Here is a 22508-nt window from a genome sequence, read left to right on the forward strand (position 1 = left end):
AAAAATTTGTTCTTGGGAATCGTTCCATAGTTGAGTCATGGACAACAATTAATAACGGCGTAGGGGATGTTATAATTGGAAATAACTCAATGATTACAAGCGGTGTTACAATAGTTGGTCCGGTAAAAATAGGTGATAATGTTATTGTTGGAAACGGCTCTTTAGTGTTTGGAATGTGGCATAATTATGAAGACGTAAATATTCCTATATCCCTGCAAGGTGTTGGAACTAAATTGACAACAATAGAAGATGATGCCTGGATAGGCGGAAATGTGGTAATTAACCAGGGCGTCACTATTGGCAAACATGCTCTTGTTGGGACGGGAAGTGTTGTCACTAAGGATGTTCCGCCATTCTGCATTGTAGCGGGGGTACCTGCAAAGATTATAAAGAAATATGATGCTCAATTAAAGAAATGGGTCAAAGCATAGTTTGTATTTAAGGGTTGTTTTTAAATGGCTGACACAGAAAAATTAACACTAAAAACTTTTGACGGGGCAAAGTGGAGTCTTATAGGCAACGTTGTAGCCGCAGTTATTTCTTTTGTTGTCGGTATCGTACTTGCGCGAATACTTACCATTCAGCAATATGGCATTTTGGGCATGATTGCAGTATTTATTGCTGTTTCCAATGCGTTTATTGATAGTGGTTTTTCAAATGCACTAATTAGGAAAAAAGAGGTAACAGTTTCTGATTATAATACTCTCTTTTATTTTAATGTCGGAATAAGTGTAATAGCTTTTATTATTTTGTTTTTGCTTGCAGGGCCAATTGCAAAGTTTTATAACATGCCTTTGCTGGTGCCTGTTACAAGAGCTGTTGCTACAACTTTGATTATAAATGCAATAGGACTTGTTCAAATTGTGGTTTTAACAAGGGATGTGGATTTTAAGCGGCAATCAATAGCAAATATTGTTTCTACATTCGTGGGTGGAGTTATTGCCATCTTTCTTGCTGTAAAAGGTTATGGCGTATGGAGTTTGGTGTGGCAGCAAATAATAAAACAGTTTGTTAATACCTTGCTGTTGTGGGTGCTATGCTCATGGCGTCCGGCCTTCCTTTTTTCAACCAGCGGTTTTTCAATGAAGAGTTGTAAGGACATGTTCGGTTTTGGATCTAAATTGCTGGCTTCTGGCATACTTAGCATGTTGTTTGATAATGCTTCATATATTGTTATTGGTAAATTCTATAGTTCCAAACAGTTAGGGCTTTACACAAGAGGTGAACAGTTCACAAATTTCCTCTCCTTGAATTACACGTATGCTGTGCAACGTGCTACATTTCCATCCCTTAGCATGTTACAGGATGACAAACCTAGATTAAAAGGTGCTTTTGTAAGGGTATACAGAAGTGTTATGTTAATCTCCGTAAGTCTATGCCTTTTTCTGGCTGCCATGTCAAAGCCTCTTGTTCTTTCATTGCTAGGAGCCAAGTGGGCTGCCACTATTCCATATATGCAATTATTATGTTTTATTGCAATGTTTTTCCCTTTACATGCAATAAATTTAAATGTACTTCAAGTAAAAGGTAGGAGCGATTGGGTACTTCATTTGGAGTATATAAAGAGGGCAATATCCATAGCGCCTATTGTTGTTGGTATTTTTGTGAGTATCAAGGCAATGCTAGTAGTGAAAATATTTACATCTATCATATCTCTATATGTAAATTGCTGGGGAGAAAATAAGCTTCTTGGCTATTCTTTTTGGGAAGAAATGAGAGATTTTCTTCCAGTATTGGGAATTGCCTCGGCCATTTCTGCTGTCATTTTATGCGTGCAATTTATACCTATAAGTTGTTATGCGCAATTGGTGATACAGGCTATAGGAGGTTGTGCTTTGTTCCATTTTATATACACATGGATTAAACAGCCGCAATATGTTGAGCTTAAAGGATTGGCACTATCATATTTGAAAAAAAATAACAAAAATGAAGAAGTTGAATAATAGTAAAATTCTGGTTGCTAGCCCATTATTACCAGACTTGAAGTTGTTTGAACAATCTTTAAAAAAGATTTGGGAGAGCAAGTGGCTAACTAATAACGGAGACTTCCATAAGAAATTTGAAGTTGAATTATGTAAATATCTTGGAGTTAAATATCTCTCAATTTATACTAATGGAACTCTGCCAATTCTTGCCGCCTTGCAAACCTTGAAAATTACGGGGGAGGTCATTACTACGCCTTATAGTTTTGTTGCTACGACACATGCGCTTTGGTGGAATGGTATTAAGCCAGTGTTTGTTGATATTGACCCTGTTACAGGTAATTTGGATCCGAATAAAATAGAGGCTGCAATTACCCCTAAGACTACTGCAATTCTTCCGGTTCATGTGTATGGGAATCCTTGTGAAACAAAAAAAATTAAGGCGATTGCTGATAAGTACGGATTGAAAGTTATATATGATGCGGCTCATGCCTTTGGCGTAAAAGTAAATGGGAAATCTATATTAAATGAAGGTGACTTGTCAACGCTTAGTTTCCACGCTACTAAGGTGTTCAGTACCTTTGAAGGAGGGGCGCTTATTAGCCACAATAAAGAGACAAAACAAAGAATTGAATTTCTGAAAAATTTTGGTTTTGCAAATGAAGTTACTGTTGTTGGGCCAGGTATCAACGGAAAAATGGATGAAGCTAGGGCTGCTTACGGTTTGTTGAATTTAAGACAGGTTGATGCTGCAATAGAGAGAAGAAAAGCAGTCGCAAAAATATATCGTGAAGAACTCAAAGATATTCGTGGCATTAGATATATGTCTGATATGAAGGGTGTTAGGCATAACTATGCTTATTTTCCAATTTTTGTTGATGAAAAAGAATTTGGAGTCTCAAGAGATGCTCTGTATGAAGGAATGAAAAAGTTTAATGTTTTTGGCAGAAGATATTTTTATCCTCTGATTAGCACTTTTTCCACATATAGGGGGCTACCTTCTGCAACTCCTTCTAATTTGCCTGTTGCAACAAAATTGGCAGACACTGTGATTTGTCTCCCTATGCATCATGATTTGTCAGATTCTGATGTTGAGAGAGTTATAGATTCTATTAAAAAAAATTGTAAAAAATAACGTTATATGGCAGAGGGTAATGATATTCTTGTAAGTATCTCTTGTCTAGTGTACAATCAGGTGAAGTTTGTACGGCAAACTTTAGATGGGTTTGTCTCTCAAAAAACAAATTTTAGGTTTGAAGTACTTGTTAATGATGATTGCTCTACTGATGGTACCACGGATATAATTAGAGAATATGAAAAGAATTATCCTGATATAATAAAACCAATATATCATAAAGAGAATCAGTATTCTAAAGGAATACCTGTAAGCTATTCTAATAACTTTAACCGTGTAAAAGGCAAATACATAGCACTTTGTGAAGGTGACGATTATTGGATTGATCCATACAAGCTGCAGTCTCAAGTGGATTTTCTTGAGGCAAATCCGGACTATTCTTTGACATATACAGATTATAAAACATTATTTCAGGTTGACGGTTCTTTCAGAGATAACAATTATGAAAGAGAAAATTTTTTACATCCTACATTCCGTCTGCATTTAATACATACCCTTTACCTGGCTCCGTGTTCATGGGTTTTTAGAACTTGTGATTTACCCGCGCTTAGTACCAGATATGTTGATACCACATACAGAATAATGCTTTATTTCCTAGCCCTAAAAAAAATAAAGTACATAGACAAAGTCACTTGTGTTTATAGAGTCCTGGGGGAGAGTGCCAGCCACACGCCAACCTTAAAGAAAAAGTACAATTTTTTGAGAGGACTCATTAAAACCCAAGATGAGTGTATGGTGCTGTATAATGCTAAGCCAGAGTTGGTTACGGAAGTGCATTATCACATGTATAATAGAATTTTCAAATTGGCTGTTGCAATAGGTGATTTCCAATTCATTAAGTTGATGAAAGAATTTTGGAGCAAAAATAAGTGCAGGAATACAAGTGACAGAGTGTATTATTTTTTGAGTCACTTCTCCCATATTCTGCATCCGTTTTTTAATTGCGCCTATAATATAAAAACCTCTGTTAAACAGAAGCTTGGCATTAAAGATTAACATAAGTGAATAGCTATGAGAATATTTTTTGGATACTGGTATTTGTAGTTTTTTACACTTACATCGGCTATGGAATTGTGGTGTGGATGCTTGTGAAATTAAAGAGCATGGCAAGCCTCACGACAGCTTATCTGCTGATAGCAAGATGCTTCCGGAGGTGACAATTTTGATTGCTGCTTATAATGAGGAGGCGGTTGTTGTGGATAAAATGGACAATTGCATGGCTTTGGATTATCCTGCTGATAAGCTAAATGTGCTGTGGGCAACTGACGGATGTACGGATAGGACGGTTCCTCTTTTAACGAAATACATTAATGACCATAATTTGCAGAATGTTAAAGTTCAGGCATTTGAGGAGAGAAAAGGAAAGGGCGCTACTTTGTGCAGAGGAATTAAATATGTTATGACCCCTATAGTTGTGTTTACAGATGCAAATACAATGATTAATAAAAATGCTGTAAAAGAGATAGTTAAGGAGTTTAATAATCCAAAGGTTGGTTGTGTGTCTGGAGAAAAAAGAGTGGGCAATGCCGGAAGTGGTATTGATGAAAATAATAAGAATATGCAGGCTGGGAATAGTGGGGAGCGTGTTAAGGATGCTGCTGAAACAGAGGGTATTTACTGGAAGTATGAATCATTCTTAAAAGATCATGACAGCCGTTTGTGTTCTGCCATGGGTGCAGATGGAGGATTGTTTGCGTTAAGGAAAGATTTGTTTGAAACGTTGCCGGAAGGAGTGTTATTGGATGACTTTATAATATCCATGCGAGTGTTGCTAAAAGGCTATGTTATAGCATATTGTCCAGAGGCTTATGTCCACGAGGGAACCTCTGCCAGCATTGCCGAGGAGTCCAAGAGAAAAGTAAGAATCGCGGCGGGGGGAATACAATCTGTCGGGATGCTAAAACCTCTGCTAAATATTTTTAAGTATGGTACTTTGAGTTTTGAATATATTTCTCACAGAGTGCTGAGATGGACGGTTACTCCTTTTGCATTGTTGCTGCTGTTTCCTCTTAACATTGCTATTATACTTGTAAATGGCTGGCATCCTTTGATATATCCTGTAATACTTTTATTGCAGCTGTTGTTTTATGATTTGGCGCTGTACGGGGCAATCCTCTCTAAACAGGGTAAGAAAAGTAAAATACCTTACGTCTGTTATTATTTTATGTTTATGAATATCTGTGTGTTTAAAGGAATAGCGTACTTGAGGAAGAAGAGGGGTTCAGGTACCTGGGAGCGTGCTAAAAGGGCATAGCAGATATTTTTTGTAACTTTGCGGAATGGAAGTGTCTGCGCGTGTGGTGCGCGTTTGAATACTTAAACTTATTCTTTATCAATATGTTAAAAAAAGTTTTAGTGACCGGCGGAGCCGGTTTTGTTGGATCACATCTTTGCAAGAGACTTGTGGAGGAGGGAAATTATGTTTTATGTCTGGATAATTTCTTTACGGGTTCTAGAGACAATGTTGCGGGACTTTTGGATAATCCAAAGTTCAAGATTGTTACACATGATGTTGTAAACCCTTTTCACACAGACGTTGATGAGATTTATAACCTTGCCTGTCCGGCATCTCCAATTCACTATCAATATGATCCGATAAAGACTACTAAAACTTCCGTTCTTGGAATTTTAAATATGCTTCAGCTGGCGCAAGATAATCACGCAAAGATTATGCAGGCATCTACCAGCGAGGTATATGGTGACCCTACGCAAAATCCTCAGAAAGAGACATATTGGGGCAATGTAAATCCAATAGGAACTCGCAGCTGCTATGATGAAGGGAAGAGAGTTGCGGAGACTTTCTGCATGGATTATTTTATGCAGTACAAGCTTAGAGTAAAGATTATCAGGATTTTCAACACATACGGGCCTAACATGGATATGAATGACGGGAGGGTGATTTCCAATTTCATAGTTCAGGCATTGAAGGGTGACGATATTACAATTTATGGTGACGGCTCTCAGACAAGAAGCTTCCAGTATGTTGATAATCTGATAGAAGGGATGATAAGAGTTATGGCTACTCCCGACAGCTTTATTGGTCCGATTAATCTTGGAAATCCTCATGAGTTTACAATTTTGCAGCTTGCGCAGAAGGTCATTGAGATGACTGGCTCAAAGTCAAAGATTGTGATGAAGCCGCTTCCTCAAGATGACCCCAAACAGAGAAAGCCTGATATTACATTGGCTCAGAAGACTATAGATTATAATCCAGATATACTTTTGGAAGAGGGGTTAAAGAAAACAATTGCATATTTTGAAAAGTTATTATCTAAGAGATAGGGATAATTAGTAAATTTGCAAGCGGGTGACTTGTTAAAAGTTATACGATAAAAAAGTTGTGTTATGAATATCAATCCGGCGGAATTTAAAATTTTGGTTGTGGATGACGTTGTTGCAAATGTTATTCTGCTTAAAGCTCTGCTTTCCAGAGAGGGTTATAAAATAGTTACTGCTACAAGCGGTGAGGATGCTATTAATAAGCTCCCGATAGAGAAGCCTGATGTTATCTTGTTGGACGTAATGATGCCGGGAATGAGCGGCTTTGAGGTTGCGGAGAAGATTAAGAAAATGCCTGAGTTTGAGGATGTCCAAATAATTTTCCTAACGGCGCTTAATTCGCCTGCCGATATTGTTAAAGGATTTAAACTTGGTGCAAATGACTTTGTAACAAAGCCTTTCAACAGAGAGGAGCTGATTATAAGATTGACTCACCAGATTTCATTGGTTGCCGCAAAGAGAATTATTGAGCAGCAAACAGATGAATTAAAGAGCACAATCAGCGGCCGAGATAAATTGTATTCTGTTATTGCGCATGATTTGAGGTCTCCTCTAGGTTCCATAAAGATGGTGCTTAACATGCTGGTTACCACATTGGTACCGGAGAGCATAGGTGACGAAATGTTTCAGCTGATGAAGGAAGCAAATCATATTGCTGAGGATACTTTTAGTTTGCTGGACAATTTGTTGAAGTGGACAAAGAGCCAGACCGGCAAGTTAAATATTGTATATCTGGATATTGACGTAGTTGATATTTTGGACGATATCGTAGAAATCTTTAAGTTGAACGCTCAGCTTAAAGAGATTCAAATCACATATAAGAGCGATGTGCATGTCACTGTCAGGACTGATGTTGACATAGTGAAGACCATAATGAGGAATTTGCTGAGCAATGCTATAAAGTACAGTAACAAAGGAACTAGCATAGATGTCACTACAGAAGATAGCGACGGTTTTGCAATTGTTCATGTTGCTGACCACGGACTTGGAATAAGCAAGGCAGGACAGGATAAATTGTTTAAGCAAGATGCTCACTTTACAACATTTGGAACTGCAAATGAAGAGGGCTCAGGCCTTGGACTTATCCTTGTTAAGGATTTTGTGGATAAGATTGGAGGGAAAATCTGGTTTGAATCTGAAGAGGGAAAGGGCTCAACTTTCAGCTTCTCTATTCCTAAAGCAACTGATACTCCGCTATAACCGCATTGTGGTCGCTCCACGGACCGTCGGGAGAGAAATAGTTAACTCCCTTGAACTCAGGAGAGTGGAATATATAATCTATGCGGAAAACTTTCTTGAAATGTCTGTATGAATAGGCGTAGCCTTTGCCGCACTCTCTGAATGTATCCGTTAAAAGTTTTGTGCAATTAACATAAGCATAAGAATTTGGAGTGTCATTAAAGTCTCCCATCAGCAGAACCGGATACGGAGATTTCTTTACAATGTTGCAGATTATGTCTGTCTGGCGTCCGCGCAAAGCGGAGCTAAACTTAAGTTTATCAGTAAGTTTTGTGAACATTTCTGTCCTGCTGTATTGCTGGTTTGTACTCTCTGCATAAGCAACATTTGCCGCAACATCGCTAACTCCGGTTGATTCTAAATGCACTGCAATTACGCGGATTGTTCTGGTGCTGTCAACAGCTATATCTGCATAAATAAAACCGTAATTTGATTCCGGAAATCTTGCAAAGCAATATCTCTTTATCGGGTATTTGCTAAAGATAGCCATATCTACAAGTCTGTCTCCCTTGTTGTCAAAACAGCTGTAAGGCATTGAGCTAAAGCATTTTTTGATACTGTCTCTGCCAAAATCCCAACCCTCTGCATACTCCTCCAGGCACAAAATGTCAACAGGAGATGATGGCTTGGAGTCCGGGGCATAATGGATTGCATCTGCCATTGGAATCCCTTTCCTTCCGCAAAAATAATCGGAGGAACTCCTGACATTTTTTATTAGTCCCTCTCCTCCAAATTCACCTGTATTAAGAGTGGCAACTTTAAGATTTAGAGGTGTTTTGTTATCTGTCGCGACGGATATATTTTTTGTAATATTTGTCTTTTGCAGTTTTTTGGCAATTGGCCAATTGTTTGCGGGATAATAAATTGCAGCAGTATATGTCAGGCTGAAAACTATGGCAAGCAGAGGAAAAACGGCAACCCATTTAAGCCTTACAATCCAATAGATAAGAAATAAAATATCTGCGGATATTAATATTATCAGGAATGGCCCCAGCATGGATATGAAGGGGTGATTCTGCGGTATAAAGTGCCCTGTTTTGGCAGATAAAATTGTTGCTGCGGCAAGCAATATTGTGATTACAATAGAGATGCAGTAAAACAAATAACTGGTTGCTTTCTTGCCCATTATTAAACTATTATTTTGTTGGCAAATTTATTAAAAAACTACATACAATAAGAAAAAAGGGTTAAATTTGTAGGGTATGATTTAACTCAAATTAAGATGGCAAATACACCCGGAAATAGGCGCTCTGAGCTGGTTGATTCTGAGAAAGATTTCTTCTCCCTCCTTTATGCCGCATGCAGAAAGATGGAGAACAAGATTAATATTATTACAGAGTTTTCCAACCTGCTGGTGACTTCCTCTGATTCTGAAGAGAGGGAGACTTATGCTCATGAACTTGTTATGAAAAGTGCTGAGACCAGATTGCTTCTATCTGATTTAAAGGATATTATTAATATTTCTACGGGCAAGGATGTTAATATACCTGCGCCGGTGGATGTTGATGCTTTGCTTAATGAACTTATCTTTGTAAACCGCTCTCAGATTAAAAGCGACAAGGTTACATTAAATTACAAGGGAGGGTATGGAAGACCTTTTGTCATCAATACAATATCTAAGCGTATCACAAAGATTATCAATAATTTAATCTCAAATTCCATTCATTATACGGAGCAGGGAAGCATTAATGTTGGCTTTAAGGTAAAGGGTTGCGATAAGTTATACTTTTACGTAGAGGATACGGGCAAGGGCATTTCAGCTGAAAATCTTAAATCAATTTTTGATGATTTTTTCAGGCTGGACAGGACAGTCGCCGGCACCGGCCTCGGGCTTACAATATGCAGAATCCTTGTTAAGGAATTTGGGGGAGAACTGGGGGCTGAATCAGAATTGAATAAGGGTTCAAAATTCTGGTTTACAATACCTTATGAATCATCTGATAAAGAGAGTACCATAATTATGGAGACCGAGGCGGAGGACGTAGAGGTTAAGAAACCTTTTAACGGCGGGATGCCAAAGGTTTTAGTTGCGGAGGATGATTCTGCTAATTATTTCTTGTTTGAATCTATCTTAAAGAACAACTATTTACTTGTACATGCTGCCAACGGCCTGGAGGCTGTTGAAATGCATAAGAAGGAGAAGCCTGACATTATCATCATGGATGTTAAAATGCCTGTGATGGATGGTTTCCAGGCTATTACAGAGATAAGAAAAATTGATAAGGATATTCCTATTATAGCTGCCACAGCTTATGCGTTGCCGGAGGTTGAGGAAAAATTGTATGCCTGCGGTGCAAACGATTATATTGTAAAGCCGCTAAGTCCTTCTGATTTAAGGAGCAAGCTGCAGAAAATTGTAGAGAACGGCAAGAAAAATATTTGAAGAAATTATGGATAATAAAGATTATAATACTCAGCGACCCAAGCTAATTATGCCGGAGTACGGGAGACATGTGCAGGACATGATTGACTATGTAACTGCCATTCCGGATAAGAAGAAAAGGGATGAACAGATTCAGGCTGTTGTTGCAGTTATGGGAACGCTAAACCCGCAATTGAGAGATATTGTGGACTTTAGGCATAAGCTTTGGGATCATGTGCAGATAATTTCAGATTTTAAAATTGATATAGATTCTCCATATCCAATTCCTACCAGGGAAACTATCGGGACCAAACCAAATGCTATTCCGCTCCAGAAGAAGCCTATAAGAGCTGCCTGCTATGGCCGCAATATCCAGAATATGATAGACTTGATAGCTTCCAGACCTGATGATGAGGTTAAGAAGTACATGATTAAGGTGATTGCTTCTTATATGAAGCAGCAGTACTTAATTTGGAATAAAGACTCTGTTTCCGAGGAGACTATTTATGCGGATATTCATATGTTGTCCGGCGGACAAATAACGGTACCTTCTGATATTCACATTGGTATGGGGCAGGTGGATAGCAATGCCCGCAATCCGAGAAGCGGCAACAATCAGAACAGCAATAGAAATTCCGGCCCCCATAAGAAGGGAAAGCAGGGAGGAAAAAAGTGGAAGAAAAATAATCAGCAGTAATGAGATTAAGCAAAAAAAAGAGAGAAGAAGAGGAGATAAAACAAGAGCTTGCCGTTCCTCAAAAAAAGGATGGCATATATCTTATTTGCGGTCTAGTCTCCTTAGCAATAGCTGTTTACACGCTTATTGCAATTATATCATACATTTTTACATGGGCGCAAGACCAGAGCGTTTTTTCTAATGATGATGTTTTTAATTCTCTGATAGATGTAGAAAACGGCGGCGGAAAAATTGGACTGTACTGGGCCAATTTCCTTGTCTCTAAATTGTTCGGACTTGGAGCATTTATTATTCCGTTTTTCTTCTTTGGAGTTGCGCTGTTCTGTCTTAAGATAAAGAAAGTCAAGCTAATGCGGCTTTTCTTTGTTACAATTTTCGGATGTATTCTAATCTCTGTTGTGTTCTCATTCATCTTCTCCTTTACAGGTATTGACAGATGGTTTGGGACAGGTGCGGGAGGTTCATACGGCTATTATATAAACAACTGGCTTAAGACAATGGTGGGAGTTCCGGGTACTTCCGTTATTCTGGTTATTGCTACAATTGGCTGGTTGATAATGATTAACAGAAGCTACATCAAGCGCATTGGAGATAGAATTTCTGACGTCGGGACAAAGGTGGTTGATACTGCAAAGGCTCCGTTTGAGAATAATCCCGACAGCTCTGAACAATCTGAAGAAGAGAGCGGAGATGGCGGAGAGGCTGATGCTGAGGAGGATGATGGTACTGAGAGCGAGGAGGCTGAAACGGAAACGGAAGAAGATGCTGCCGGAGCAAAAACAAACGGCGGGAGACCTGAACCTGAGATTAGTCTTGTTGATAATACGGTTAAACCTGCAGCAGCTCCTTTTACAGCTGCTCCTGCAAATGAAGTGGTTGAGAAACAGAGCGTTCCTGAGCCTGAAGCTAATGAGCCTGACGATGTTGAGATGGAGGTAACCGGCGGCAATGAGGCCGGACTTGCCGGACATTACACAGAAGGAGAACTTAAAACTCTATTTGATCCGCGGCTGGAACTCCCTAGATATAAGGCTCCTTCGCTTGATTTGCTGGAGAGTTATAAGGATAAGTGGTATGAGGTTTCCAAAGATGAATTGGAGAGAAATAAGAGGCAAATTGTTAGCACTCTTTCTAATTATAAGATAGGAATCACAAAAATTTCTGTTCGCATAGGTCCTACAGTTACTCTGTATGAGATAGTTCCGGCACCGGGCGTTAGAGTCTCCCAGATTAAGAAGCTGGAGGAGGACATTCAGCTCTCCCTTGCTGCTCATGGAGTTAGAGTTGTTACATTGCCGGGTACTAATGCTGTTGGAATAGAAGTTGCGAATGAGAAACCTAGCATAGTTTCCATGCTTTCATGTCTTGAGTATTTGCTGGCTCAAAGAAAGGAGGCTGATACCAAAGAGGCGAAGTATGAATTACCTGTCGCGATAGGTAAAACTATTAAAAATGAGGTATATACGTTTGACCTTACAAAGATGCCGCACCTTCTTATTGCAGGTGCGACAGGCCAGGGAAAGTCCGTTGGACTTAACGCTCTTATTGCCTCAATTTTATATACAAAGCATCCTTCAGAAGTTAAGTTTGTTCTTGTAGATCCAAAGAGGGTAGAACTTTCTCTCTATTCAAAACTTGAAAAATTCTTCCTGGCAAAGCTTCCTGATTCTGATGATGCTGTCATAACAGACACAAAAAAAGTAGTTTACACGTTGCGCTCTTTGTGTTCAGAGATGGACAGCCGTTATGAACTTTTGCAAAAAGCGGGTGTCAGAAATATAAAGGAGTATAATGAGAAGTTCTTGCAGAGAAGACTTAATCCTTTAAAGGGACACAGATATCTTCCTTATATTGTGGTTGTTATAGATGAGTACGGAGATTTGCTTCTGACTGCAGGAAAAGATATAGAGATACCTCTTACCAGACTTGCTCAGCTTGCGCGTGCAACCGGAATTCATTTGGTCATTGCAACTCAAAGACCTACGACAACTATCATAACCGGCAATATAAAGGCAAACTTCCCGGCTCGTATAGCTTTCATGGTCCGCTCTTCAATTGACTCCAGGACTATATTGGATGAAACCGGTGCTAATCAGCTGATTGGACGCGGCGATATGTTGTTTGCAACGGGCAGCGATGTTGTGAGAATTCAGTGTGCTCTCATAGATACAAAAGAGGTTGAGAAAGTTGTGGACTTTATTTCCGGACAGGTAGGATATGCAAGCGCTCTATATTTGCCTGAAGTGCAGGAAGATGATGAGGATGGCGGCGGACAGGGCTCAGTCCAGGTAGGTGAGACTGATTTGAGAAAAAGAGATGAATTATTTGATGATACCGCAAGATTGATGGTAATCAGCGGACAGGCTTCTGCCTCTCTGATTCAGAGAAAAATGAATCTTGGATACAACAGGGCTTCCAGACTAATTGACCAGCTGGAAAAGGCGGGCATTGTTGGTCCTGCCGATGGCAGCAAGCCAAGACAAGTTTTGGTACCGGATTTGATATCATTGGATGATAAATTGGAAGAGATAAAAAAAGAGTATAGTTAATAGTCCTCTTTTGAAAATGAAAAACATATTAAAAATATTCATATTTGCAGCGCTCACAATAGGCGCTGCAATTGTCTATGCGCCTGATGTTTGCGCAAAAGACAAAAGCGGTTCGCAGGTGGCTGCGGATGCTGCTGCATTTGTTAGAAGTTCCAGGAAAATTGAGTTTAAAATAGGGGGCAGGCTGGGCAAAAACAGCTACTCCCATAATGGCTGGCTTATAGCAAATAATAAGAAATGTTATTTGGATATCAGCGGTTTTGCAAAGTATGATTATGAAGGTTCCGTTCTTACAATGTACAATGTAAAATCGGACGAGTACTATATTCAAAAGTTTAACTCCAATGATGAAGACCCTGCGTCAAATCCCTTTGCTATTTTCATTAACAAGCATTCCGGGATGTTTTCCAGTCCGGTGCAGGCAAAAACTTCTAACGGAGAACTTGCCGTAATGGTGAGGATGTCTTTGCCGGGGAATAAATTCTGCAAGTATATAAATATCTATGTAACAGGCAGTGGCAGCAATACTGTGTTAAAAGAGATAGTTATCTTTTCAAAGAAAGGGGAGAAGGTTGTAACTACTATTACTAACTATTCAGCTCCCGACAGCTCCCTTCTGGGCAGAGTATCAGTCACTCCGCGCAAGGGGTCCAAAACAATTGATTTGAGATAGATTTATTATTAAATTTTTTCTGCGGCATTAAATTTTTCCTGCAGATTTAAATACTTCTGCTATTGACAGATAGGAGTTCTTCAGGCACTCTTTTATTTTGCTTCTCTTAATCCAGCTGCACTCTGTTATTTCCTCTTCTGTCTGAGGGGCCGGTGTTGATTTGCCGTCATAACTCATTGCATACCAGCTGGTATGCTTAATGATAAATTTCTTGCCCATGTGGTATGTATGATGGGTAATGCACAAAAGATTTCCGCGCTTTGCTTTAATTCCGGTCTCCTCCTCTACTTCCCTTGTTGCGGTCTTCTTGATATCTTCTCCCTTCTCCTGCCATCCCTTTGGCAAATCCCAGACTCCGCGGCGGAATATCATCAGACACTCTCCCTTCTTGTTGGTTACAAGGCCTCCTGCGGCATTTACATGTGTCATTTTTGAAAAGATTTTGTTGAAGGTGGCTTCCTGATTAGCTTTATCTGTCGGGATGATAAAATGATTGAATTTTTCATTCTTCTCCATTATGTCCGGAATGGTTGAAAAATCAAAATTTTCAGAGGGGTGGAATAAAATTGCGTTGATGTCATTTGCCGCCTCTTCCTTTGGAGTGCAAATTGTTAAAATTCTATTATTGAAGAAGATATTGTACATGTGCGTTAAGCCTTTAGACTCTTTTTTGTTATATTTGTAGCAAAGATAATTGTAATTAGGATATTATGGATAACGTAGAAAAGACCATAGCAAAGCAGCTGCTGGAAATTAAGGCTGTCAAATTAGATGTTGAGCACCCGTTTACATGGGCATCCGGATGGAAATCACCAATATACTGCGATAATAGAAAAATGCTTTCTTATCCTTCTGAGAGGAAGGTCGTTTGTAATTCTTTTGTGAAAGTCATCAACGATAACTTTAAAGATGTGGATGTTATAGCCGGAGTTGCTACAGGTGCAATTGCCTATGGAATGATGGTGGCTGAGGCTCTTGATAAGCCGTTTATCTATGTGCGTCCTAAACCAAAAGATCATGGCACAAAATCTCAAATAGAGGGTGAAATAGAGAAGAATCAGAAGGTTGTAGTTGTAGAGGATTTGATTTCTACGGGGCAGAGCAGCCTTTCTGCCGTCACCGCTTTGCATCAGGCCGGCGCAATTGTGCTTGGCATGGTTGCCATTTTCTCTTACAATTTTGATACAGCGCGCCGCTCTTTTGAGAATGCCGATGTAGAACTTCATACTCTTTGCCAATATGACTCATTATTGGAAGAGGCTGTAGCTGAGAAGTATATAAAGAAGTCAGATTTGGAAGTTCTTAAGCAGTGGAGAATAAGTCCTTCCACCTGGGGTGTTCAGAAGTAATATTTTAATCCCGATAGATTAATGGAAAAGATTGTAGGTAAAGAGGTTACTCTTCCCTTAGGAGCAGAGAGACTGTACTCTGTTTTCTCAGATTTGAGAGGCATAACTTCTAAATTGCCGGAAGAATATAAAAGCAAAGTTACTGCAACGCAAGATACAATAGAGGGGGAGTATAACGGCATGAAGCTTGGACTTAAAGTGGCTCAGAGGATTGAGAATCAGCTTGTTTCTCTTAAGCCATCTGGCGCGTTCCCGTTTGATTTTACACTTAATTTTTTAATGGACCCGCTCCCGGAAAATAAGACCAAGTTCAGGATAGAAGTAGATGCCGAGATGAACTTTTTGATTAGGTCTATGTTTGGCGGAAAAATAAAAGAGATGATAGATAAGATGACAGATGCTATCTCTCAATTCTCCCCGGACAAGCAGTAGTTATATCCAATTTTCTTTGATTTTCTCCTTTTTTTCCAATAATTGATATAATTAGGGGTAAAGTTGCTATTTTTGTGGTCTAAAAAAGAATAGCTATGGCAAACGAAAATATTTCTCAATTTTATATGGCAAAGGCTGCCAACATGCCGGGCATAGAGTTTATGGATACGGATTTTGCAATTTGCAATACGTTGGAAGAAGTACCTCTGCCAAAGGACCCCGGGCGCATAGATGCTGCAATTGTAGGACTTTGCGTTTGCGGAAGCATCAGATTAAGAATAAACCTTGATGATTATCAGATATCTAAAAATCAGATAGTTCTGATAATGCCTGACCAGATTATCCAGCTTGGCAAAAAGAGCAAAGACTATAAAGGAATTTATATCCTTGCATCCAAGAATTTTATAAATGAGATGCTTCCTTATTTTAATCAGCTCTCAATCTTCTTGTACGTGAAGGAGCATCCCGTAACTGATTTAAGTGCGGAGGAGGTCAATATCTTTAAAGAGTATCATTCATTCCTTTGGAAAAAGTTGAAAATGAGGGATAATGCATATAGGAAAGAAATCTCCCGCAATCTTCTCCTGGCTCTGTTGTATGAGGCGTACGGAATGTTTTCCAAGCACCGTCTTCCTGAGACTAGAAAGACAAGGCAGGAGGAGTTGTTTGCAGATTTTGTGAAGCTGGTGCAATTGAATTTCAGGAGAGAGCATTCTGTCTCTTTTTATGCAGACAAATTGTGCATTACGTCTAAATATCTTTCACTTTTAGTTAAAAGCGTGAGCAACAGGTCCGCAAGCGTGTGGATAGATGAATATGTAATTTTGGAAGCTAAGGCATTGCTGACGTCTTCCACTTTGACAATTAAACAAATATCTGATACTCTGGGATTTGTAAACCAATCGTTTTTTGGAAAATTTTTCCGCAGGCATGCAGGAGTTTCTCCAAGAAAATTCAGAGGAGCAGCCTGCTAAAATATTTTATTGACAAAGAAGTGTGTTAAATGAATTGCAGAGGAAAAGTATTGCCTGAGGATTTTATCTCTTTGATGCGTGAATCTTTGGATGAGAGAGAGTGCGCGTCTCTATTCTCTTCTTTTGAGAACGGAGAAGATGTTGTGAGCGTGCGGATTAATCCTTTGAAATCTATTTTTTCTCCCGGCAGTTTCCAGGAAAAATTTGCCTTAAAAATTTTTGGCGAAAATCTTGATGCTCCTGTAAAATGGTGTCCGTCAGGTTTTTATTTAAAGAAGAAAATCTCTTTTACCGCAGACCCTTACTTCCATTGCGGGGCATATTATGTTCAGGATGCCAGCAGCATGTTTCCGGAAATTATTAAAAAATATTTAACTGCAAATTCATCTGAATCTGCTTCCGCGGATGGGAAGTTGTCCGGTCTTAAACTCCTGGATTTGTGTGCAGCCCCGGGCGGCAAATCAACCCATTTGGCCTCCATGCTGGATGATTCTTCTCTGCTGGTTTCAAATGAGGCTATTAAGAAAAGAGTGCTTCCGCTGATGGACAATATGGCAAAATGGGGGCGCTCTAACGTAGTGGTTACCAGTAATTATCCCGATTCTTTCGGCAAGCTTGCGAATTATTTTGATGTGATTTTTGCAGATGTCCCGTGTTCAGGCGAGGGGATGTTTAGAAAGAGTGATGATGCTATTGACGGTTGGAGCATCAGAGCTGTTAAAGAGTGTGCGGAGAGGCAGCGTAAAATTGTATCTGATGTCTGGCCGGCTCTTAAGGCGGGAGGAATTTTTGTCTATTCCACATGTACTTATAATCATTTGGAAGATTCAGATAATGTGCGCTTTATATGCGATAATCTTGATGCTGAAGTTTTGGATTCCGCCAAGTTTGTGCCGGGAATTGCAAGAGGGGAGGGACAATTTTATGCCGTGCTTAGGAAAAATTCTGCAGGCGCCGGAGACAAACGATATAAGACACCTGTCGGGATAAAAAAAGAGAATAACTGCAATTGGCTGGGAGATAAGTACATATATGTGCAAAGAGCTGACGGGATGGTAAAGGCTTATCCAAAGCTGCTGTGCGATGATATAATGTTTTTGGAAAAATCTTTGAATGTAGAGGCGAGCGGAGTTGCTATAGCAATTGCAAAGGGGAAGGATTTTGTCCCTTATGCTGACCTTGCGTCAAACAATGATTTTAAGAGTTTTGAATCTCTGCGCCAGGAGAGCAGCTGCAATAATTTGTTCCCTGTGCATGAGCTTACAAAAGAAGAGGCCCTTCAGTTTTTAACTAAAAGGCCCCTGGTTTTATCTCAAATGCCGAACGGATATATCTTTTTGACTTACAATGGCTTGGGTCTTGGATTTGTTAAGAATCTTGGGAACCGCACCAATAATCTTCTGCCCGCCGGCAGAGCAATCCACAATTTAAATCTTGTGGATTTTTAGAGATTTAGAACATATAATCCCAGATAGGAAGCATGATATGTTTCTGCCCTAAGGATTCTAATGCCTTGCTGTCCAAGTATTTCTTGTTAATTACAAAGCGGAACATATACTCGTCAAACCACTTGTCTGTAAATGTAAGATAACCCTTATTTCCGGCATCTTCACCCCAGCTGTTTTCAAATTCCCATTTTACAGGAACATCATTGTCGTCTGTGTCACAGGCAACTATAAGCATCGCATGGGATGAACCGCTCTGGCGGGTAAGGATTCTTGCTTTCTTATCCATTGTCAGATTTATTCCAAGCAGCGAGTTATAATCGTATATGTCAGGGTCCATAAGCCCGGAGCCTGCCTTTGTATTTGACTGTTTTCCAACATCGCAAGAAGATACAACGGCTTCATTAGCTTTGATAGATGCAAGTACCGCTTTTTTAATATCGGAATTTGGAAGGTTAAGATATATCCAGTTTACGCCCTCTATCAAATTGCGGTCTCCCTGTACCTCATACATCTTATAATAATCTCTTGTAGGATCATTCATTATCATGACGTAATTCTCTGTGTTGTAGCTATCTCCGGCAATACCTTTGAAAAAGTCTGCAGGAGTGCTCTTTACGGTTTGTATCTTTTTGTTTTTATCCAAAAATCTCCATGTGAACTCCGCAGGAGGTTCTCCAAGGCAAATAGCAAGAACTCTGTAGACATCTTTTAAAACATTCATCTTCTCTCTCTCCATATCTGCAGCTTTGCCTTTATTTGCAGCAATTTCTCTAATATCATAGCCTCCCTTGCGCAATCTCTCCGTAATAATATTCATCATTTGAGAGGTGTTGTTGGAGTGCTCTGTCTCCGGCATAACTTCCGCAGGGACAACGCCGTACTTAGTTGCCACATTATAGAAAGAACTCCATACGCCGCCATCTCCAATAGGGGACTGGAAATAGGTAAGTACTTCTCTATCATCCATCGGCGCTTTTGCGGTTCTTATAATATTTTCCAGAAACATATTGGATTTTTCCAGTATATCCCAGAAATAATTGTAGTTATGGGAGAAATCAAAACTGTCCAGATTATACTTCTTCATTACTGCCGGCCTAAGGTCATTCATGGATGCAAACATCCAGCAGCGGCCGGAACTTTTCTGGTCAGTAATTCCCTTAACATCAACTTTATACTTAAAGAAGTTATCTACTGAGGAATTAACTTTGTTATTGAGAGCCAGGCTCTTAATGTTTTTGTTTGTGGTTAGGATATTTTGAATTACAGAGGTATAGCTATCATTTTTAAAGCTGCCTTTAAGCTCTTGTAATTCTTTATTCCCGATAGTTTGTGCAAACGCACTTCCGCATAGTAGAGCGGCGCATGTAAGTAGTGCTATCTTTTTCATTTTGTATTTGTTTAAATATGTTACTAATCTAAAGGTGTATAGTTAATACTCAAATGTAAAAATTAAATTCCATTTACAGCATTTAGAACATCATGTAGTCCCATACGGGAACAAGTATAGGGTTCTGTCCCAGCGCTTTGACTGCTTTCTCCCCAAGATATTTTTTATTTACAACCATCCTGAACGTGTAGGTTTCAAACCATTTGTCCGACATTAGAAGAAAACCGCTTCGTCCTCTGGAAAGTCCAAAGCTATCTTCAAATTTCCACTTTGTGGGGACATCATTAGCATCTGTGTCACAACCCATTAGCAGGATTGCATGTGTGGAGCTGATTTGTCTTGTAAGAATCATGGACTTGCGGTCCATCTCCATATTTACTCCAAGCAATGAGCTGTAATCATATAGGCCTGTTTCCAGGACCCCGGCTCCGGTGCTCTTATCTGCATCCTCATCGGAATCTATCGTGACATACATCCCTTCTCCGTTCTTTATGGATTTTAACGCTGCGCTTTTAATATCGGAATATGGCAGGTTAAGATATGTCCAGTTGAATCCTTCTATTATGCTTTTGTAATTTTTGACCTCATAAATTTTGTAGTATTCTTTTCCGGGGTCATTGGTAATCATTATGTAATTATCTGGATTGTAGTCTTTTGGAGCAATACTTGCATAAAATTCTTTTGGAGTCCCCTTGAAAATTTTCTCACTTCCGGCTTTGTCTTTGTAACGCCACTCAAATTCTTTTGGCGGATTTCCAAGGCTCAAAGCAAGCACTCTATAAACATCTTTAAGCACGGAGATTTTTTTCTCCTCCATCTCCTTGTGTGCCAGATCTTTTTTAACTCCGCTCTCAGCTATTGAACGTACATCCCATGCTCCCTTGCGCAAAATCTTTTTTAGTATTTGCAGCAGCTGCCCGTCATTATCAGATACGGCTGTCTCAGGCATAATATCCTTTGGTACAACGCCATACTTGGTTACTTCTGCATAAAAAATATTCCAAACTCCTCCATCTGTGATTGGTCTGCTCAAATATTTTACAACCTCCCTGTCATCAATTGGCTTATACGCATTCTCAATCATCTCCTCCATAAAAAGATTGCACTTTTCCAGCATATCGTAGAAATAATTGAAGTTGTGAGAAAAATCAAAATCTTCTACGTTAAGTTTGTTCATCACACCTGCTCGCAGAGAGTTCATGCAAGAGAACATCCAGCATCTTCCGGAATTTTTTTGGTCATTAATGCTTCCTATATTTACTTGATATTTAACGTGTTCATCCATGCTTTGCCTTTTGCTGATATTTTCAGACAAAGCATCAAAATCACTTCTGGTTGTCAGAATGTTTTGCAATGCAGTAGAGCTGCCGTCCTGTTTGAAGCTGCTTTCCAGCTCTTTCATCTCTTTATTCCCGATAGATTGTGAAAAAGCTGCCGTGTATGTGATTGTTGCGCATGCTGCCAGCAGGGCTATATGTATAAGTTTTGCTCTCATTATTAAGTAGTTCATTAAAATTCTCTATAGTCGGTTCATCAGACTTTTTAACATCATTTATTGCATTTTCATAGCAGATTGCGAATCTTGTTTTTTAACGCAATCATATTTTGAGACTCAAAATCACGTTCCGCTATAGGTTCATTAATGTGCTGATGCATAATTACTTGTACCGGAGCTTTGCTGAAAAGGTAAATGTCGCTCCCTAGCATTAGCGCATCATCAACATCATGAGTAACAAAAATAACGGTCCTGCGGTCCTTCTGCCATAATTGGGAGAACCATTGCAACATGTTGTGTTTTAGGTTAATATCTAGACCGTTCAAAGGCTCGTCCATTAAAACTATATTTGAATTTACCGTAAATGCTCTTGCAATTGAAACTCTTTGCTTCATTCCTCCGCTAAGCTTGGCAGGGTAATAGTTTGCAAAATCCTGCAGTTCAACCTTTTTAATGAGCATGTCTGCCTCCGCCTCTCTATCTGCGGCTGACATTTTTTCTCCTTTGCTGCTGCAGTCCAAAACAAACTCTATATTCTCTTTAACGGTTTTCCATGGAAGCAGCCTTGGCTCCTGAAAGATATAGGATAGTTTCTTCCCCTCAAATCCTTCCATTGAACCTCCGTCGGGAGCTTCAATACCTCCTATAATATTTAAAAGGGTGGTTTTGCCGCAGCCGGAAGGACCTAATATACAGGATATTGTTCCTTCGGAAAATTCCATGCAGAAATCCTTGTATATGGTTTTGCCGCTATAGCTCTTGTTAATATTTAGAAACTTCAGGCTCATTTTTTTCAGTTAAAAATGTCTCTTTTCTATTTCCAGGTAATTAATTTTTTCTCTTCCCACCGTATAAGCAGCTCAAACAGAGAGCTTATCAGCACCGCTATTAATGTCCATGCAATTAATATATCTACGTTTAAAAAAGTCTGGGCGCCTTGCATCATGGTTCCTATGCCGTACTTTGGCTGGGCCAGAACTTCACCAACAATTATAGCTCTCCATCCTATTCCTACTGCGCTGGATATTCCGCTTATGATGAATGGCATAATGGACGGAATATATACCTCCGATGTGATTCTCCGCTTGCCCGCACCGTAAAACTTGGCCATCTCTATCAGGCTGGAATCCACGCTATTAAAGCCGTCAGTTACATTTATGTAAATAAGCGGAAACATTGTAAGGAAAGCAATGAATACAGGTACGGAATCCGGAGTGAGCCAAATAAGAGCAAGCAAAATTATTGCAACTACAGGCGTAGCTCTGAATGTTACAACTATTGGTTTCATAAATGCTGCCAATCCGGAATATATCCCCGCAAGAATTCCTATTCCGATTCCCAGAATTGCCGCAATAATGAAACCTATTAATCCGCGTAAAATAGTGGTTCCCACTATTTTAAGAAATTCCGCCGTACATATCAGCTTGACAGTTGAGACTATTGTATCCTCCGGACTTGGCAAAATGAAGTTGGAATGAAAGTGCATGGAAAGAAGTTTCCACACAACCAGCATTACAGCTATTGAGATAACCTCTATGTATATATATTTTCTTTTAGCCAATTTCAT

The 22508-nt window shown here is 39.5% G+C and carries 19 protein-coding genes and 3 pseudogenes; 16 read left to right on the forward strand and 6 right to left on the reverse strand.

Translation table 11 applies throughout. The features are described from left to right. Positions 1–89: 89 nt before the first annotated feature. The 8 genes and pseudogenes from LKM37_05855 to LKM37_05890 all read left to right on the forward strand — a co-directional run bounded on the left by LKM37_05855 (position 90) and on the right by LKM37_05890 (position 7536). A pseudogene (locus tag LKM37_05855) lies at positions 90–124 on the forward strand (hypothetical protein). A 133-nt stretch (positions 125–257) separates the two neighbouring features. Further along, positions 258–431 (forward strand): annotated as a pseudogene (locus LKM37_05860) (acyltransferase). Positions 432–455: 24 nt separating this feature from the next. Beyond that, positions 456–1943, forward strand: coding sequence for a lipopolysaccharide biosynthesis protein (locus LKM37_05865; GenBank protein ID MCI1720524.1), 1488 nt, complete (start codon positions 456–458; stop codon positions 1941–1943). After that, the gene (locus LKM37_05870; protein MCI1720525.1) at positions 1927–3057 is read left to right on the forward strand and encodes a DegT/DnrJ/EryC1/StrS family aminotransferase; all 1131 of its coding nucleotides are present in this window, start codon (positions 1927–1929) and stop codon (positions 3055–3057) included. Before LKM37_05865 ends, LKM37_05870 begins: the two co-directional genes overlap by 17 nt. A gap of 6 nt (positions 3058–3063) precedes the next feature. After that, entirely contained in the window at positions 3064–4053 is a 990-nt protein-coding gene (locus LKM37_05875) for a glycosyltransferase (GenBank protein MCI1720526.1), read from the forward strand. A gap of 5 nt (positions 4054–4058) precedes the next feature. Continuing rightward, positions 4059–5311: pseudogene (locus LKM37_05880) on the forward strand (glycosyltransferase family 2 protein). An 83-nt stretch (positions 5312–5394) separates the two neighbouring features. Next, positions 5395–6339 (forward strand): SDR family oxidoreductase, encoded by a 945-nt coding sequence (locus LKM37_05885; GenBank protein MCI1720527.1) that lies wholly within the window; start codon positions 5395–5397, stop codon positions 6337–6339. A gap of 63 nt (positions 6340–6402) precedes the next feature. Then, positions 6403–7536 (forward strand): hybrid sensor histidine kinase/response regulator, encoded by a 1134-nt coding sequence (locus LKM37_05890; protein MCI1720528.1) that lies wholly within the window; start codon positions 6403–6405, stop codon positions 7534–7536. Here LKM37_05890 and LKM37_05895 read toward each other — a convergent pair. Further along, complete coding sequence (locus LKM37_05895; protein ID MCI1720529.1) at positions 7511–8701, reverse strand: endonuclease/exonuclease/phosphatase family protein; 1191 nt, start codon at positions 8699–8701, stop codon at positions 7511–7513. The genes LKM37_05890 and LKM37_05895 overlap by 26 nt on opposite strands. Before the next feature lie 96 nt (positions 8702–8797). On the opposite strand from LKM37_05895, the gene LKM37_05900 reads away from it, so the two are divergent. Genes LKM37_05900 through LKM37_05915 form a run of 4 tightly spaced genes read left to right on the forward strand, consistent with a single transcriptional unit; the run spans position 8798 to position 13856 of the window. Beyond that, positions 8798–9958, forward strand: a complete 1161-nt coding sequence (locus LKM37_05900) for a response regulator (GenBank protein ID MCI1720530.1) — start codon at positions 8798–8800, stop codon at positions 9956–9958. 7 nt (positions 9959–9965) lie between these two features. Beyond that, the gene (locus LKM37_05905; GenBank protein MCI1720531.1) at positions 9966–10634 is read left to right on the forward strand and encodes a DUF4290 domain-containing protein; all 669 of its coding nucleotides are present in this window, start codon (positions 9966–9968) and stop codon (positions 10632–10634) included. Beyond that, positions 10634–13183: a DNA translocase FtsK gene (locus tag LKM37_05910; protein MCI1720532.1), complete on the forward strand. Its 2550-nt coding sequence runs from the start codon at positions 10634–10636 to the stop codon at positions 13181–13183. Before LKM37_05905 ends, LKM37_05910 begins: the two co-directional genes overlap by 1 nt. A 16-nt stretch (positions 13184–13199) precedes the next feature. Beyond that, positions 13200–13856, forward strand: a complete 657-nt coding sequence (locus LKM37_05915; protein ID MCI1720533.1) for a hypothetical protein — start codon at positions 13200–13202, stop codon at positions 13854–13856. Positions 13857–13883: 27 nt separating this feature from the next. Here LKM37_05915 and LKM37_05920 read toward each other — a convergent pair whose 3' ends face one another. Next, positions 13884–14501: an NUDIX domain-containing protein gene (locus LKM37_05920; protein MCI1720534.1), complete on the reverse strand. Its 618-nt coding sequence runs from the start codon at positions 14499–14501 to the stop codon at positions 13884–13886. 65 nt (positions 14502–14566) lie between these two features. Between LKM37_05920 and pyrE the strand changes: the two genes are divergently transcribed. The 4 genes from pyrE to LKM37_05940 all read left to right on the forward strand — a co-directional run bounded on the left by pyrE (position 14567) and on the right by LKM37_05940 (position 18059). Beyond that, on the forward strand, positions 14567–15205 hold the full coding sequence (gene pyrE, locus LKM37_05925) for an orotate phosphoribosyltransferase (GenBank protein ID MCI1720535.1): 639 nt from the start codon (positions 14567–14569) through the stop codon (positions 15203–15205). Positions 15206–15226: 21 nt separating this feature from the next. Next, entirely contained in the window at positions 15227–15637 is a 411-nt protein-coding gene (locus LKM37_05930) for a hypothetical protein (protein ID MCI1720536.1), read from the forward strand. 95 nt (positions 15638–15732) lie between these two features. Further along, complete coding sequence (locus LKM37_05935) at positions 15733–16611, forward strand: helix-turn-helix domain-containing protein (protein ID MCI1720537.1); 879 nt, start codon at positions 15733–15735, stop codon at positions 16609–16611. A gap of 29 nt (positions 16612–16640) precedes the next feature. Continuing rightward, complete coding sequence (locus LKM37_05940; GenBank protein MCI1720538.1) at positions 16641–18059, forward strand: rRNA cytosine-C5-methyltransferase; 1419 nt, start codon at positions 16641–16643, stop codon at positions 18057–18059. Between the two features lie 4 nt (positions 18060–18063). On the opposite strand, the gene LKM37_05945 is transcribed toward LKM37_05940, so the two are convergent. From LKM37_05945 to LKM37_05960, 4 genes are all read right to left on the reverse strand, one after another. Then, positions 18064–19446 (reverse strand): C1 family peptidase, encoded by a 1383-nt coding sequence (locus LKM37_05945; GenBank protein ID MCI1720539.1) that lies wholly within the window; start codon positions 19444–19446, stop codon positions 18064–18066. Positions 19447–19528: 82 nt separating this feature from the next. Next, complete coding sequence (locus LKM37_05950) at positions 19529–20956, reverse strand: biotin transporter BioY (GenBank protein ID MCI1720540.1); 1428 nt, start codon at positions 20954–20956, stop codon at positions 19529–19531. A gap of 53 nt (positions 20957–21009) precedes the next feature. Continuing rightward, a complete protein-coding gene (locus LKM37_05955) occupies positions 21010–21729 on the reverse strand; it encodes an ABC transporter ATP-binding protein (protein ID MCI1720541.1) in 720 nt (239 codons plus the stop codon). 26 nt (positions 21730–21755) lie between these two features. After that, entirely contained in the window at positions 21756–22508 is a 753-nt protein-coding gene (locus tag LKM37_05960; protein MCI1720542.1) for an ABC transporter permease, read from the reverse strand.

Source organism: Bacteroidales bacterium (genome assembly GCA_022647615.1).
Taxonomy (GTDB): domain Bacteria; phylum Bacteroidota; class Bacteroidia; order Bacteroidales; family UBA932; genus Egerieousia.

Excerpts from the sequence above, each read along its gene's own strand:
- LKM37_05865 (MCI1720524.1), top strand. The coding sequence starts at position 456 with ATGGCTGACACAGAAAAATTAACACTAAAAACTTTTGACGGGGCAAAG.
- LKM37_05870 (MCI1720525.1), top strand. The coding sequence starts at position 1,927 with ATGAAGAAGTTGAATAATAGTAAAATTCTGGTTGCTAGCCCATTATTA.
- LKM37_05875 (MCI1720526.1), top strand. The coding sequence starts at position 3,064 with ATGGCAGAGGGTAATGATATTCTTGTAAGTATCTCTTGTCTAGTGTAC.
- LKM37_05885 (MCI1720527.1), top strand. The coding sequence starts at position 5,395 with ATGTTAAAAAAAGTTTTAGTGACCGGCGGAGCCGGTTTTGTTGGATCA.
- LKM37_05890 (MCI1720528.1), top strand. The coding sequence starts at position 6,403 with ATGAATATCAATCCGGCGGAATTTAAAATTTTGGTTGTGGATGACGTT.
- LKM37_05895 (MCI1720529.1), bottom strand. The coding sequence starts at position 8,701 with ATGGGCAAGAAAGCAACCAGTTATTTGTTTTACTGCATCTCTATTGTA.
- LKM37_05900 (MCI1720530.1), top strand. The coding sequence starts at position 8,798 with ATGGCAAATACACCCGGAAATAGGCGCTCTGAGCTGGTTGATTCTGAG.
- LKM37_05905 (MCI1720531.1), top strand. The coding sequence starts at position 9,966 with ATGGATAATAAAGATTATAATACTCAGCGACCCAAGCTAATTATGCCG.
- LKM37_05910 (MCI1720532.1), top strand. The coding sequence starts at position 10,634 with ATGAGATTAAGCAAAAAAAAGAGAGAAGAAGAGGAGATAAAACAAGAG.
- LKM37_05915 (MCI1720533.1), top strand. The coding sequence starts at position 13,200 with ATGAAAAACATATTAAAAATATTCATATTTGCAGCGCTCACAATAGGC.
- LKM37_05920 (MCI1720534.1), bottom strand. The coding sequence starts at position 14,501 with ATGTACAATATCTTCTTCAATAATAGAATTTTAACAATTTGCACTCCA.
- pyrE (MCI1720535.1), top strand. The coding sequence starts at position 14,567 with ATGGATAACGTAGAAAAGACCATAGCAAAGCAGCTGCTGGAAATTAAG.
- LKM37_05930 (MCI1720536.1), top strand. The coding sequence starts at position 15,227 with ATGGAAAAGATTGTAGGTAAAGAGGTTACTCTTCCCTTAGGAGCAGAG.
- LKM37_05935 (MCI1720537.1), top strand. The coding sequence starts at position 15,733 with ATGGCAAACGAAAATATTTCTCAATTTTATATGGCAAAGGCTGCCAAC.
- LKM37_05940 (MCI1720538.1), top strand. The coding sequence starts at position 16,641 with ATGAATTGCAGAGGAAAAGTATTGCCTGAGGATTTTATCTCTTTGATG.
- LKM37_05945 (MCI1720539.1), bottom strand. The coding sequence starts at position 19,446 with ATGAAAAAGATAGCACTACTTACATGCGCCGCTCTACTATGCGGAAGT.
- LKM37_05950 (MCI1720540.1), bottom strand. The coding sequence starts at position 20,956 with ATGAACTACTTAATAATGAGAGCAAAACTTATACATATAGCCCTGCTG.
- LKM37_05955 (MCI1720541.1), bottom strand. The coding sequence starts at position 21,729 with ATGAGCCTGAAGTTTCTAAATATTAACAAGAGCTATAGCGGCAAAACC.
- LKM37_05960 (MCI1720542.1), bottom strand. The coding sequence starts at position 22,508 with ATGAAATTGGCTAAAAGAAAATATATATACATAGAGGTTATCTCAATA.